General features: G+C 70.2%; 12 protein-coding genes. 10 read left to right on the forward strand and 2 right to left on the reverse strand.

Annotation, left to right across the window (positions count from 1 at the left end; translation table 11 throughout):
- Window positions 1-12 precede the first annotated feature (12 nt).
- From ACWEF2_RS16295 to pssA, 3 genes are all read left to right on the forward strand, one after another.
- On the forward strand, window positions 13-1,005 hold the full coding sequence (locus ACWEF2_RS16295; RefSeq protein WP_453815935.1) for a TerC family protein: 993 nt from the start codon (window positions 13-15) through the stop codon (window positions 1,003-1,005).
- Window positions 1,006-1,132: 127 nt separating this feature from the next.
- Complete coding sequence (locus tag ACWEF2_RS16300) at window positions 1,133-1,780, forward strand: phosphatidylserine decarboxylase (RefSeq protein ID WP_453815937.1); 648 nt, start codon at window positions 1,133-1,135, stop codon at window positions 1,778-1,780.
- Window positions 1,767-2,600 carry a CDP-diacylglycerol--serine O-phosphatidyltransferase gene (gene pssA, locus ACWEF2_RS16305; protein WP_355596342.1) on the forward strand — a complete coding sequence of 278 codons (834 nt, stop codon included), beginning with the start codon at window positions 1,767-1,769 and terminating at the stop codon, window positions 2,598-2,600. Before ACWEF2_RS16300 ends, pssA begins: the two co-directional genes overlap by 14 nt.
- A 58-nt stretch (window positions 2,601-2,658) precedes the next feature.
- On the opposite strand, the gene ACWEF2_RS16310 is transcribed toward pssA, so the two are convergent.
- A complete protein-coding gene (locus tag ACWEF2_RS16310) occupies window positions 2,659-3,300 on the reverse strand; it encodes an MBL fold metallo-hydrolase (protein ID WP_453815940.1) in 642 nt (213 codons plus the stop codon).
- Window positions 3,297-4,103 carry a maleylpyruvate isomerase family mycothiol-dependent enzyme gene (locus ACWEF2_RS16315; protein WP_453815942.1) on the reverse strand — a complete coding sequence of 269 codons (807 nt, stop codon included), beginning with the start codon at window positions 4,101-4,103 and terminating at the stop codon, window positions 3,297-3,299. Before ACWEF2_RS16315 ends, ACWEF2_RS16310 begins: the two co-directional genes overlap by 4 nt.
- A 223-nt stretch (window positions 4,104-4,326) precedes the next feature.
- Here ACWEF2_RS16315 and uvrA point away from each other — a divergent pair, with 223 nt between their 5' ends.
- The 7 genes from uvrA to whiA all read left to right on the forward strand — a co-directional run bounded on the left by uvrA (window position 4,327) and on the right by whiA (window position 13,657).
- Window positions 4,327-7,167, forward strand: coding sequence for an excinuclease ABC subunit UvrA (gene uvrA, locus ACWEF2_RS16320; protein WP_453815944.1), 2,841 nt, complete (start codon window positions 4,327-4,329; stop codon window positions 7,165-7,167).
- A gap of 84 nt (window positions 7,168-7,251) precedes the next feature.
- Window positions 7,252-7,677, forward strand: coding sequence for a Rieske (2Fe-2S) protein (locus ACWEF2_RS16325; RefSeq protein ID WP_453815946.1), 426 nt, complete (start codon window positions 7,252-7,254; stop codon window positions 7,675-7,677).
- A 226-nt stretch (window positions 7,678-7,903) separates the two neighbouring features.
- Window positions 7,904-8,371: a Rieske (2Fe-2S) protein gene (locus ACWEF2_RS16330; protein ID WP_453815948.1), complete on the forward strand. Its 468-nt coding sequence runs from the start codon at window positions 7,904-7,906 to the stop codon at window positions 8,369-8,371.
- A gap of 164 nt (window positions 8,372-8,535) precedes the next feature.
- On the forward strand, window positions 8,536-10,509 hold the full coding sequence (gene uvrC / locus ACWEF2_RS16335; protein ID WP_453816150.1) for an excinuclease ABC subunit UvrC: 1,974 nt from the start codon (window positions 8,536-8,538) through the stop codon (window positions 10,507-10,509).
- Between the two features lie 271 nt (window positions 10,510-10,780).
- Window positions 10,781-11,653: an RNase adapter RapZ gene (rapZ, locus tag ACWEF2_RS16340; protein ID WP_355596354.1), complete on the forward strand. Its 873-nt coding sequence runs from the start codon at window positions 10,781-10,783 to the stop codon at window positions 11,651-11,653.
- A complete protein-coding gene (locus tag ACWEF2_RS16345; protein WP_453815951.1) occupies window positions 11,650-12,585 on the forward strand; it encodes a gluconeogenesis factor YvcK family protein in 936 nt (311 codons plus the stop codon). Before rapZ ends, ACWEF2_RS16345 begins: the two co-directional genes overlap by 4 nt.
- Before the next feature lie 91 nt (window positions 12,586-12,676).
- Window positions 12,677-13,657, forward strand: a complete 981-nt coding sequence (whiA, locus tag ACWEF2_RS16350) for a DNA-binding protein WhiA (protein ID WP_031167171.1) — start codon at window positions 12,677-12,679, stop codon at window positions 13,655-13,657.
- Window positions 13,658-13,921 lie beyond the last annotated feature (264 nt).

Below are 13,921 nucleotides of genomic sequence, written 5' to 3' on the forward strand. Positions count from 1 at the left end.
GGAGGTTTTGCTGTGATTATTCCTGTTTGGGCTTGGGCCGCCGTGATCGGTGGCCTTCTCGTCGTCCTCGCCTTCGACCTGTGGATCGTTGACCGGGGCGAGCCCCGGGAGTTCTCCACACGGCAGGCCGGGGTCTGGGTCGGTTTCTACGTGACGCTCGCGGTGATCTTCGGCGTGGTGCTGTGGATCTTCGCGGGGCCGACCCCGGCGGGACAGTTCTTCGCCGGTTACCTCACCGAGTACAGCCTGAGCGTCGACAACCTTTTCGTCTTCTACATCATCATGAGCCGCTTCGCGGTGCCGAAGATCCACCAGCACAAGGTGCTGCTGGTCGGGGTTCTGATGGCCCTGATCATGCGGGGCATCTTCATCGCCGTCGGCGCCGCCGCGCTGTCGAGCTTCAGCTGGCTGTTCTACGTCTTCGGCCTCTTCCTCATCTACACCGCGGTGCAGCTGATCCGTCAGCACGGCCAGGACGAGGACGATTTCAACGAGAACGCCCTGCTGCGCTGGGCGCGCCGGGTGCTGCCGCACACCGACGACTACGTGGGCTCCAAGGTGGTCGTCAAGGTCGGTGGCAGGCGCATGGTCACCCCCCTGCTGATCGTGATGCTCGCCATCGGCACCACCGACCTCCTCTTCGCGCTCGACTCGATTCCGGCGATCTTCGGTCTCACCACCGACCCCTTCATCGTCTTCACCGCCAACGCGTTCGCCCTGATGGGTCTGCGTCAGCTCTACTTCCTGCTGGGCGATCTGCTGCAGCGGCTGGCCTACCTCAGCTACGGGCTCGCGTTCATCCTCGCCTTCATCGGGGTTAAGCTGATTCTTGAGGCGCTGCACTCCAGTGGCGTGTCCTGGGCGCCCGAGGTGCCCATCTGGCTGTCGCTGTCGGTTATCGGCGTCACCATGGTGATCACCACTGGGGCCAGCCTGATCAAGGCCCGGCGCGACGGACGCGTAAGCAAGCAAATCAGTACCTCCGCGAATGCCAAGCAGGGCTAGCGGATTGGTATAGGACGCGCTTTGCTTGTCTCGTTGCGCCGTATAAGGGCTAAGAGATGGGTAGCATCCTGCCCTAAGGCAGGTAGACATACCGGTCTAGTGCCGCAAGACATCACAAAGGTTCCCTGTGTCCCACGATTCAGCAAGCCATCAGTCCGGCCGTGTACGGCTGGCGCGTGGCGTCTCCCCGTGGTTGCTCCCGACCGCGACGGCCGCCGCCGTGACCTCGCTGCTCAGCCGCCGTGACCGGCGCTGGGCGCCGGCGGCGGTTCCGCTGGCCGCGCTCACCGGCGGCATGCTCTGGTTCTTCCGGGACCCCGAGCGCACACCGGGGCCCGGAAGGATCCTGTCGCCCGCGGACGGCGTGGTACAGAGCATCGACCCGTGGCCGGACGGCCGCACGCGTGTGGCCGTCTTCATGAGCCCGCTCGACGTGCACGTCAACCGCTCACCCATGGCCGGCACGATCACCTCGATCGAGCATGTGTCCGGAGGGTTCCTGCCCGCCTTCAACAAGGACAGCGACAGGAACGAGCGGGTCGTGTGGCACCTGGACACCGAGCTCGGCGACATCGAGCTGGTCCAGATCGCCGGCGCGGTCGCCCGGCGCATCCTGCCCTACCTGGCCGTGGGCGCGAAGGTGGCCAAGGCCGACAGGATCGGGCTCATCCGGTTCGGTTCGCGGGTGGACGTCTACCTGCCCGCCGGGATCGAGCCCGCCGTGTCGGTCGGACAGCGGACCGTCGCGGGGGTGACCGGACTTGACCACGGCTGACGCCAGCTGGCCTCTGGACGAGACGGACGACGAGCCCCGGGGGCCGGTGGGCCAGGCGTTCCGGCTCTCGGCGGCCGACTCCCTCTCGCTCGGCAACGCGCTCTGCGGCTTCCTGGCCGTCTGCGTGCTCGCGTGGTCCGCCATCCGCGCGCTCCAGGAGGACAAACCCTTCGCCGCCGACCCCCGGTTCTTCGGCACCGCCGTGGTGCTGCTGCTGATCGGCGCCACCTGCGACCTGTTCGACGGCCTGGTGGCGCGTAAGTTCCGCGCCTCGGCCATGGGCGCCGAGCTGGACAACCTGGCCGACGTGATCAGTTTCGGCTTCGCCCCCGCCTTCATGGTCGTCATCTGGGCCGGCTTCAACCCGCAGATCCCGTTCCCGCTGGTGATGGTCGCCGCGGCGTCGGTGCTGCTGGCGGGCGTCATCCGGCTCGCCCGCTTCGCGTGCGTGAAGACCAAGAGCGGCGACTTCATGGGCCTGCCCATCCCGATGGGCGCCATGACCGTGGTCTCGATCGTGCTGCTGTTCGCGCCGTCCACCTGGACCGTGCTGCCCCTCTTCGGCGTCGCCTACCTCATGGTCAGCCGGATCGAGTATCCCAAGCCCAAGGGCAATCTGGCCGCCGTGGTCCTCGCCTGGATGATGATCAACGTCGCCTGCCTGACCATCTGGGCCGCCGGCCTGGCCGGCGGCGACACACTGATCAAGGTGGGCGCCATCATGCAGGTGGCCATGGTGTCCGCCATCCCGCTGCGCGTCCTGATGTTCAGGCGGGAGAAGCGCAGGGAGCGCAAGGAGGCGGAGGCCGGCGTCTCCTGACCCGCCGCGGCACCCCGGCACGGTTCCGGGGTCCGCCGCGGCGCGGGGCGTCCGCCTGTCACCAGCCCCGCTCGCGCCACTCCGGCAGGGAGGGCCGCTCGGCGCCCAGCGTGGTGTCGCCGCCGTGGCCGGGGTAGACCCAGGTCTCGTCGGGCAGCCGGCCGAAGATCCGCTCCGAGACGTCCGCGAACAGCTGGGCGAACCGTTCCGGATCCTTGTTGGTGTTGCCGACGCCGCCGGGGAAGAGCGAGTCGCCGGTGAACAGGTGGCCGGGGTGGTACAGGGCGATCGAGCCCGGCGTGTGCCCGCGCAGGTGGATCACCTCCAGGGCGACCACGCCCACGGTGACCTCGTCGCCGTGCTCGACCCGCAGACCCACCGGTACGGGCAGCGCCGCCGCGTCGAGCGGGTGCGCGACCACCGTCGCGCCCGTCGCCCCGGCGACCCGCTCCAGGGCCTGCCAGTGGTCGCCGTGCCGGTGGGTGGTGGCGATCCCGCTGATCGGCCGGTCGCCGATGAGCGCCAGCAGCCGGTCGGCCTCGGCCGCGGCGTCGATGAGCACGCCGTCGCCTGTCTCGTTGCATCGCAGCAGGTAGGCGTTGTTGTCGAACGGGCCGACGGCCAGCTTGGAGATCGTCAGGGCGGCCAGCTCGCGCACGTCGGCGGGTCCGCCGACCCGCACGTCACCGGTGTACGTCATGGATACTCCTCGGGCGGGGACACGGGAAGGTGCGGGGGCGCGGACAGGGCCGGCCACGGCGGCGGTGCGGGCAGCGGCCCGGCGCCGGCGGGCTGGTTGCCCGTGGTCCCCTCCGGCATCACCCTAAGCCCGGCCCCCGGTGAGCGGCCGATCAGCCAGCCCAGCAGGCTCCACGCGTCGCCCTGCACCACGGGGCCCGATCCGAGCCCCGGCCAGACCTGGCGGTGTTTGTCGCCGTCCTTGACCTCCTCCACCACGATCTCGCTGACCTGGCCGAGCCCGCGCGGCCAGGACACCATCGCGTCGTACAGCTCCCTGCGGACGAACGCCTCCGGCCAGTCGGCGCACCCGTGGCCCGCGTCCAGGTCGACATGGTGCACCTCGACCTCGCGCAGGCGGCGGGCCAGCACGTACCAGGCCGGATAGCCGGGTGGTTGCGGACCGTGGACCATCGCCGACCAGCTTTCGGCGGGCAGCGCGCGGATCACCTCCCACAGCCGGGCCGTGCTGTCCTCCAGGTCGGCCAGCTGCTCCTTGGCCGGCCGCGGGGCCCCGGCCTCGATCTCGGCGTCGCGTGTCTCCAGGTCGGGGTACTGAGGGGTCTCCACGCCGGTCCTGGCCCAGGTCAGCAGGTTGACCTGACTGTCGGCGTTGCGGGCGAGATGGGCCAGGACGTGGCCCCTGGTCCAGCCGGGCAGCCGGGAGGGAGCCGCCACGTCGGCGTCGGACAGTCTGGCCACGGTGGCGATGAGACGGTCGTTGGCGGCGGTCAGCTCGGACCGGAGCGCGTCTGTGACATCCATCCTCACACTTCATCACCGCACCGGCCGATTGTGCCAGGGCATAAATGGGAGTGTCCGCACGGTTGACATCTCAAGCGGCCGGTAGGGGTGCGGGGGAGGCCGTACCCTGGTGAGGGCGGGGAAACCCCGAGCCCCCAGATGTTGCTCCGGATTTTTGTCGGACCCCACGGCTAGTCTTCCCGCGACCGCTTCTCAACCCCTTTACATCGACGTCGGGATCGCAGTGGCTGACCGCCTCATCGTGCGTGGCGCACGTGAACACAACCTCAAGGACGTCTCGCTGGACCTGCCGCGAGACTCTCTGATCGTCTTCACCGGGCTGTCCGGCTCGGGCAAGTCGAGTCTGGCCTTCGACACCATCTTCGCCGAGGGGCAGCGCCGCTATGTCGAGTCGCTGTCGGCGTACGCCAGGCAGTTCCTCGGGCAGATGGACAAGCCGGACGTCGACTTCATCGAGGGGCTCTCGCCCGCGGTGTCGATCGACCAGAAGTCGACGAGCCGTAACCCGCGTTCGACGGTCGGCACGATCACCGAGGTCTACGACTACCTCCGGCTGCTCTGGGCGCGCGTCGGCAAGCCCCACTGTCCGCAGTGCGGTCGCGCGATCGCCAGGCAGAGCCCCGAGCAGATCGTCGACCGGGTGATGGAGCTCGCCGAGGGCACCCGCTTCCAGGTCCTGGCCCCGGTCGTCCGCGGCCGTAAGGGGGAGTACGCCGAGCTCTTCGGCCAGCTCCAGGCCAAGGGCTTCGCCCGGGCCCGGGTCGACGGCACGGTGGTCCGGCTGGACGAGCCGCCGACGCTGAAGAAGCAGGAGAAGCACGACATCGAGGTGATCGTCGACCGGCTCACGGTGAAGGAGGGCGCGCGCAGCCGCCTGACCGGTTCGGTGGAGACCGCGCTGCAGATGTCCGGCGGCACGATCACCCTGGAGTTCGTCGACCTCCCGGAGAACGACCCGAATCGCGAGCGCTTCTACTCCGAGCATCTCTACTGCCCCTACGACGACCTGTCGTTCGAGGAGCTGGAGCCCCGATCGTTCTCCTTCAACTCGCCTTTCGGCGCCTGTCCCGAGTGCACCGGCCTGGGGGTGCGCATGGAGGTCGACCCCGACCTCGTCGTGCCCGACCCGGAGAGGCCTCTGGGGGACGGTGCGATATCCCCCTGGGCGGGCGGCCACACCAGCGACTACTTCGTCCGTCTCGTCGAGGCGCTCGGGCTCGCGATGGGCTTCGCGCTGGACACCCCCTGGGAGAGGCTCCCCAAGAAGGCGCAGAAGGCGCTGCTGTACGGTCACGACGAGCAGGTCCACGTCCGATACAGCAACCGCTACGGCCGTCAGCGCTCCTACTACACCCCCTTCGAGGGGGCCATCCCCTGGGTGCAGCGCCGCCACGCCGAGTCCGAGAGCGACGGCATGCGGGAGAAGTACGAGGGCTACATGCGGGAGATCCCGTGCCCGGCCTGCGCGGGGGCCAGGCTCAAGCCGGTCTCGCTGGCCGTCACGGTGAACGGCCGTTCGATCGCCGAGGTCTCCTCGATGTCGATCGGCGACTGCGCCGGATTCCTGGCCGGGCTCACCCTGTCGGACCGCGACATGCAGATCGCCGAGCGGGTGGTCAAGGAGATCAACGCCCGGATGGGCTTCCTGCTCGACGTCGGCCTCGACTACCTGACCATGGACCGCGCGGCGGGCACCCTCGCCGGGGGCGAGGCCCAGCGCATCCGGCTGGCCACCCAGATCGGCTCCGGCCTGGTCGGCGTGCTCTACGTGCTCGACGAGCCCTCCATCGGCCTGCACCAGCGCGACAACCAGCGGCTGCTGGAGACCCTGATCAGGCTCCGCGACATGGGCAACACGCTCATCGTGGTCGAGCACGACGAGGACACCATCGCCGCGGCCGACTGGGTGGTGGACATCGGCCCCGGCGCGGGTGAGCACGGCGGCCAGGTCGTCGTCTCCGGCACCGTGGCGGACCTGCTGGCCTGCGAGGAGTCGACCACCGGCGCCTACCTGTCCGGCCGCAGGACCATCCCCGTCCCCGCCCACCGCCGCAGGCGCGACAGGAAGCGGCAGATCACCGTGAAGGGCGCCCGCGAGCACAACCTCAAGGGCGTGGACGTGGAGTTCCCGCTGGGGTTGTTCACCGCGGTCACCGGCGTCTCGGGGTCGGGCAAGTCCACGCTCGTCAACGACATCCTCTACAGCGCCCTGGCCAGGGACCTGAACGGCGCGCGCACCGTTCCCGGACGCCACGCGCGAATCAACGGGACGGACCTCGTCGACAAGGTCGTGCACGTGGACCAGTCGCCGATCGGCCGCACCCCCCGCTCCAACCCGGCCACCTACACCGGCGTCTTCGACAAGGTGCGAGACCTGTTCGCGCAGACCACCGAGGCCAAGGTCCGCGGTTACGCCAAGGGCCGCTTCAGTTTCAACGTCAAGGGCGGCCGCTGCGAGGCGTGCTCGGGCGACGGCACGATCAAGATCGAGATGAACTTCCTGCCGGACGTCTACGTGCCGTGCGAGGTCTGTCACGGGGCTCGATACAACCGGGAGACCCTGGAGGTCCACTACAAGGGCAAGACCATCTCCGAGGTGCTCGACATGCCGATCGAGGAGGCACTGGCCTTCTTCGACGCCATCCCGTCCATCAAGCGTTACCTCAAGACGCTGAACGACGTCGGCCTGGGCTACGTCCGGCTCGGCCAGCCCGCCACCACCCTGTCCGGTGGCGAGGCCCAGCGGGTCAAGCTCGCCTCCGAGCTGCAGCGCCGCTCCACCGGCCGGACGATCTACGTGCTGGACGAGCCGACCACCGGCCTGCACTTCGAGGACATCCGGCGGCTGCTGGGCGTCCTCGGCAAGCTCGTGGACGGCGGGAACACCGTCATCGTCATCGAGCACAACCTGGACGTGATCAAGACCGCCGACTGGCTGATCGACATGGGCCCCGAGGGCGGCTCCCGGGGCGGCACCGTGCTCGCCACCGGCACGCCCGAGGAGGTCGCCCTGGTCGACGCGAGCCACACCGGCCGCTTCCTGCGCAAGATTCTCGGCGGCTGAGGCCGGATTCGGGAGTGGGCACCCGCGTCAATACCCTGGATGCGGGAGCCCGGTTCCAATGGGCGACGTTGTAGAAGGGCCGTAATGAGTAGCAGTGACGGTTTCGCCATGCCCACCCGCAGATATGTGATCGGTGCCGCGGCGGCGGTGGCGTGCGGGGCGACCCTCACCGGATGCGCCGGAGGGGAACCCGGCCCGGCCGTCGTGCCGCCGGGCGTCAAGGGGAAGGTCATCGCCCAGACCGCCGACATCCCGGTCGGCGGCGGCAAGGTCATCGCCAAGTGGAAGATCGTGATCACCCAGCCCTCCGCCGGGGTGTTCAAGGCGTTCACCGCGAGTTGCCCGCACAAGGGCTGCGCGGTCGGCCAGGTCGCGGAGGGGATCATCCACTGCCCCTGTCACGGCAGCGAGTTCGCCGCCGACTCCGGCAAGTGCCTCAAGGGCCCGGCGGAGGCCCCGCTGGCCGAGTACGCCCTGAAGGTCGAGGGCGAGGGCATCGTGATGGTCTGAGGCTCCCCGTGGATCCCCGCGATCCCGGCGCGGCCGAGCTCCCCGAATGAGATCCCGAGCCCCTCACCTCCCCCGAGCCCCCTTCGCCGTGACCCCCGCTCCGTGCCGTGACGAAAAAACCCGAGGGGACGGTAATTCTTCACAGTCTCCTGATCCTCGATACGGCATGCTGAACCGTCACCGGGTGCCGGCCGTACCGGTGGGCAAGGACCTTCGGAGGAAAACCATGACTGAGACCACACGTCGTGCGGTGATGCTGGGCACGGGAGGTGCGGGGATGGCGGCGCTGCTGACCGCCTGCGGCGGCTCGGCGGAGCCGGGCGCCCAGGACACGTCCTCGGCGGCTCCGCGGACCTCGCAGACGGCCCCGGCGCCGGGCTCCGGTTCCGCCTCGGCGGATTCGGAGGCGAAGCCGCTGGCCGCGACCGCCGACATCCCGGTGGGCGGTGGCAAGGTCTTCAAGGACGACAAGGTCGTGGTGACCCAGCCGAAGGCCGGTGAGTTCAAGGCGTTCACCTCCGTCTGCACCCACCGGGGATGCGACGTGGCGGGCGTCTCGGGCGGCACGATCAACTGCCCCTGTCACGGCAGCAAGTTCAACATCGCCGACGGCTCCGTCGCCCAAGGTCCCGCGGCCCGGTCGCTCGCCGAGAAGCCGATCAAGGTGGAGGGCGGCTCCATCACCCTCGGCTGACCGTCACCCTCGGCCGGCCGGCGCACGCGTCACCGGTGCCCGGTGCCGCATGCCGGGCGGACGGGGGGGAAGCCGGGCGGGGCCCGCGCCTCGGGGGGTTTCGGGGGCCTCGCGACCGGAATCCTGTCGGTGAGGGCCGATAGGCTTTCGGTGTGGCGAGATCTGTGGGCGGGCCGGCGAGTCTCCGGCCGAAGCCGGGGTCCATCCCCGAGTCTCCCGGCGTCTACCGCTTCAGGGACGCCGGGGGCCGTGTCATCTACGTGGGCAAGGCCAAGAGCCTGCGCCAGCGGCTGAACTCCTACTTCGCCGACTTCGCCGGGCTGCACCCGCGCACCCAGACCATGCTCACGACCGCCTCGGACGTCGACTGGACGGTCGTGGGCACCGAGGTCGAGGCGCTCCAGCTCGAATACTCCTGGATCAAGGAGTACGACCCCCGGTTCAACGTCAAGTACCGCGACGACAAGTCCTACCCCTACCTCGCGGTCACCATGGGGGAGGAGTTCCCCCGGGTCCAGGTGCTGCGCGGGGCCAAGCGCAAGGGCACCCGTTACTTCGGCCCCTACTCCCACGCCTGGGCGATCAGGGAGACGGTGGACCTGCTGCTCCGGGTGTTCCCGATCAGGAGCTGCTCGGCCGGGGTGTTCAAGCGAGCCGCCCAGATCGGCCGGCCCTGCCTGCTGGGCTACATCGACAAGTGCTCCGCGCCCTGCGTCGGGCGGATCGACGCCGAGGGGCACCGGGCGCTGGCGGACGACTTCTGCGACTTCATGGCGGGCAACACCGGCCGTTTCGTCAGACGGCTGGAGCGTGAGATGCGCCAGGCCGCGGCCGAGCAGGAGTACGAGCGGGCCGCCCGGCTGCGCGACGACGTCCAGACGTTGCAGCGGGCCATGGAGAAGCAGGCGGTGGTCCTGGCCGACAACACCGACTGCGACGTGGTCGCGCTGGTGGAGGATCCGCTGGAGGCGGCGGTTCAGGTCTTCTACGTCCGTGGCGGGCGCATCAAGGGCCAGCGCGGCTGGGTGGTCGACAAGGTCGAGGACGCCGGCCCCGGCGAGCTGGTCGAGCAGTTCCTGCTGCAGATGTACGGCGAGGTGCCCCCCGAGGCGCTGCCCAGAGAGGTGCTGGTGCCCGTGCTGCCCCCCGAGGTCGAGGCGGTCGCCGAGCTGCTCGGCGAGCACCGGGGCGCCAGGGTGGAGATCCGCGTCCCGCGGCGTGGCGACAAGAAGGCGCTGATGGAGACCGTCGAGCGCAACGCCGGGGAGGCGCTGAACCAGCACAAGCTCAAGCGGGCCAGTGACCTGACCGCGCGGAGCAGGGCGCTGCAGGAGGTCGCCGACGCGCTCGGCCTGGACCAGGTGCCGCTCCGGGTGGAGTGTTACGACGTCTCCCACACCCAGGGCACCAACGTGGTGGCCTCCATGGTGGTGTTCGAGGACGGCCTGGCCCGCAAGAGCGAGTACCGCCGCTTCTCCGTCCATTCCACCGAGGGCGACGTCGCCTCGATACACGAGGTGATCTCGCGCCGCTTCAAGCGTTACCTGGAGGAGCGCTCGGCCACCGGTGAGCTCGACACCGAGCCGGGCAGCGGGGCCGGCGCCGGGATGGACGCCGGGCCGGAGACCGAGGCGGGTGGTGAGCCGGGTGCCGGGGTGGGCATCGACCCGGAGACCGGCAGACCGCGCAGGTTCGCCTACCCGCCCAACCTGGTCGTGGTGGACGGCGGCCCGGCCCAGGCCGCCGCAGCCCGGCGGGCGCTGGACGAGCTGGGCGTGGACGACGTGGCGGTCTGCGGCCTGGCCAAGCGGCTGGAGGAGGTCTGGCTGCCGGGGGACGACCTGCCGGTGATCCTGCCCCGATCGAGCGAGGCCCTTTACCTCCTCCAACGTGTGCGCGACGAGGCCCACCGCTTCGCCATCGCCTACCATCGGTCCAAGCGGTCGAAAAGCGTTAAGGAGAGCGCCCTGGACGAGATTCCCGGGCTCGGTCCGGCTCGCAGGCAGGCCCTGATCAAGCACTTCGGATCCGTGAGGCGGCTGCGCGAGGCGACCGCCGCACAGATCCGCGAGGTTCCCGGGATCGGCCCCGCCACGGCTGAGACGATCGTGTCGGCGTTGAGAGGGGAGAACCCTTGACCTCCTCCCCACGGCTGAGGCCGGGGGATTCCACCCCTCACGGAGTGGGATTCCTGTTTCACCGGGCCGCGCCCTCGCCGCTTTCGCGAGCCGGGTCCTACCGGCCCTCCACAGGCGTTTCACCTCTCCGCCGGCCCGGCGGCGAGGAGACGACCACACATTCGGTGGCCTGGTCATCGCCACCGCCGGACAACCTGCCAGCCCGTGCGTCGCCGTGCCGCGTTTCCCACCCAGGGCTAAAGCCCGGGGTCTCCACGCTCAAGGAGTTTCGATGAACGTAAGAGAGTCCGCGTTCGTCATCGTCACCGGCATGTCGGGGGCGGGACGGAGCACCGCGGCCAAGGCCCTGGAGGATCTGGGCTGGTTCGTCATCGACAACCTGCCCCCCGGGCTGCTGTTCGCCATGGCGGAGGAGGCCGGGCGGGTCAAGCTGGCCGCCGACAAGGTGGCCGCGGTGGTCGACGTGCGCAGCCTGGCGTTCACCACCGACCTCAACGCCGCGATCGAGGAGCTGGACGGGCGCGGCATCGCGGTGCGGGTGGTGTTCCTGGAGGCCAGCGACGAGGAACTGGTCCGCAGGTTCGAGAACGTCCGCCGCCCGCACCCGCTGCAGGGTGACGGCCGGCTGGTCGACGGGATCGCCCGTGAGCGCGGCATCCTGCGCGAGGTGCGGGCCAACGCAGACCTGGTCATCGACACCTCCAGCCTCAACGTGCACGAGCTCCGAGGCAAGATCGTCGCCTTCTTCGGCGGCGAGGACCGGCCGGGCCTGCGGGTCAACGTGGTCTCCTTCGGCTACAAGTACGGCCTGCCGGTCGACGCCGACCTGGTGGTCGACTGCCGCTTCCTGCCCAATCCGCACTGGGTTCCCGAGCTCCGCCCGATGAACGGCCTCGACGTCCCCGTCCGGGACTTCGTGCTCAACCAGGCGGGCGCCAAGGAACTGCTCGACGCCTACGACGAGGTGGTCGGCATCATCGCGGCCGGTTACACCCGCGAGGGCAAGGGTTACGCCACCCTCGCCGTGGGCTGTACCGGGGGCAAACACCGCAGCGTCGCCATGGCCGAGCAGATCGGCGGCCGATTGCGAGATCGGGGAGGCATGGAGGTGCAGGTGAGCCACCGAGATGTGGGCCGGGAGTGAGTGAGGGGCTCAAGGTCGTCGCGCTGGGCGGAGGGCACGGGCTGTACGCGTCGCTGACGGCGCTGCGCAGGGTCACCTCCGAGCTGACGGCGGTGGTCACCGTGGCCGACGACGGAGGGTCGAGCGGACGGCTCCGCCGCGAGCTTGGCGTGCTGCCCCCGGGTGATCTGCGGATGGCCCTGGCCGCGCTCTGCGGTGACGACGAGTGGGGGCGGACCTGGAGCGAGGTGGTCCAGCACCGTTTCCGCAGTGAGGGCGACCTGCACGGGCACGCGGTCGGCAACCTGCTGATCGTGGCGCTCTGGGAGCGGCTCGGGGACACCGTCGCCGGGCTCGACTGGGTGGGGCGGCTGCTCGGCGCGCACGGGCGGGTGCTCCCGATGTCCTCGGTGCCGCTCGACATCGCCGCCGAGGTGGAGCTGGACGGCCGGGTGAGCACCGTGTACGGCCAGGTGGCCTGCGCGCTCACCCCCAGCCGGGTACGGGCCATCTCGCTGCTGCCGGAGAATCCGCCCGCCTGTCCCGAGGCGGTCCGGGCGGTGCTGGACGCCGACTGGGTGGTCTTCGGGCCCGGGTCGTGGTTCACCAGCGTGCTGCCCCACCTCATGGTGCCCGAGCTGGCCGACGCCCTGCACCGCACCGGGGCGCGCCGCCTGGTCGCGCTCAACCTGGCCCCGCAGCCCGGGGAGACCGACGGCTTCTCGCCTCAGGAGCACCTGGAGGTGCTCCGGCGGCACGCGCCCTCCCTGGAGATCGACGTGGTGCTCGCCGACACCGGGGTGGCCGAGGACCGGGAGGAGCTGGAGAAGGCCGCCGCCGAGTTGGGAGCCCGGCTGACCCTGGCCTCGGTGGCTGACGAGGACGGCTCGCCGCGGCACGATGCGCAACGTCTTGCCTCCGTCCTGGACGAGATTTTCCGTGAGAAGCGTTGATCCTGGTCAGCGCCGCTCAGGAGTGCGAGAAACTTCTGTGAGCCTGGTTTCTCGGGCCGCACGAGGTCTGTATGGGGGAGGACGAACGCGCATGGCGATGACAGGTGTGGTGAAGGACGAACTGAGCCGACTGCCGGTCTTGAAGCCTTGCTGCCGTAAGGCCGAGGTGTCGACGCTCCTGCGGTTCGCGAGCGGGCTGCACCTGGTGGGCGGGCGGATCGTGATCGAGGCCGAGCTGGACACCAACGTCACGGCCAGGCGGCTGATCAAGGACATCGGCGAGGTGTTCGGGCACAAGGCCGAGGTCTTGGTCCTGGCCCCCGCCGGGCTGCGCAAGGGGTCGCGCTACGTGGTGCGGGTCTACCGCGACGGCGAGGCGCTGGCCCGCCAGACGGGGTTGATCGACAATCACGGCCGCCCGGTCCGCGGACTGCCGCGTCAGGTGGTGGCGGGGGCGACCTGCGACGCGGAGGCTGCGTGGCGGGGCGCCTTCCTGGCGCACGGCTCGCTCACCGAGCCGGGCCGTTCCATGTCGCTGGAGGTCACCTGCCCGGGTCCGGAGGCGGCGCTCGCCCTGGTCGGCTCCGCCCGGCGGCTGAAGATCCACGCCAAGGCGCGCGAGGTGCGCGGCGTCGACCGTGTCGTGGTCCGTGACGGCGACGCGATCAGCGCGCTGCTGACCCGGCTGGGCGCCCACGACAGCGTGCTGGCCTGGGAGGAGCGGCGGATGCGCCGCGAGGTGCGGGCCACGGCCAACCGGCTGGCCAACTTCGACGACGCCAACCTGCGCCGCTCGGCACGTGCCGCGGTCGCCGCGGGGGCCCGGGTGCAGCGCGCCTTGGAGATCCTCGGCGAGGAGGCGCCCGAGCACCTGGTGGTCGCCGGCCGGCTGCGGGTGGAGCACAAGCAGGCGTCCCTTGAGGAGCTTGGCCAGCTCGCCGACCCGCCGCTGACCAAGGACGCCATCGCCGGGCGGATCCGCCGCCTGCTCGCGATGGCCGACAAGCGCGCCCAGGACATCGGCATTCCCAACACCGAGGCGAATCTCACCGTGGACATGCTGGCGCCGTAGGCGGCCCCGCGTGGAACGGGACCCGGAACCCGGGCCCCGGGACGCGGCGCCCGGTTCCGCACGGCCGGCGGTTCCAGGCTGCCGCCGGTCCCCGCGCAGGCGGTGGTCTTCGCGTGGCCGACGGTCCCCGCGCGGGTGTCGCCGGGGCGACACGCCGGTCTCGGCCGCCGAAGGACACGGGTTTAGCGCCGTCCTGACAGGTCATTGTGGAGTTGCATGGATTTACAGTGACAAGTCGGGCACTTCACTTGAAGGGTCCGATAC

The sequence above is a fragment of the Streptosporangium sp. NPDC004631 genome, from assembly GCF_053601935.1.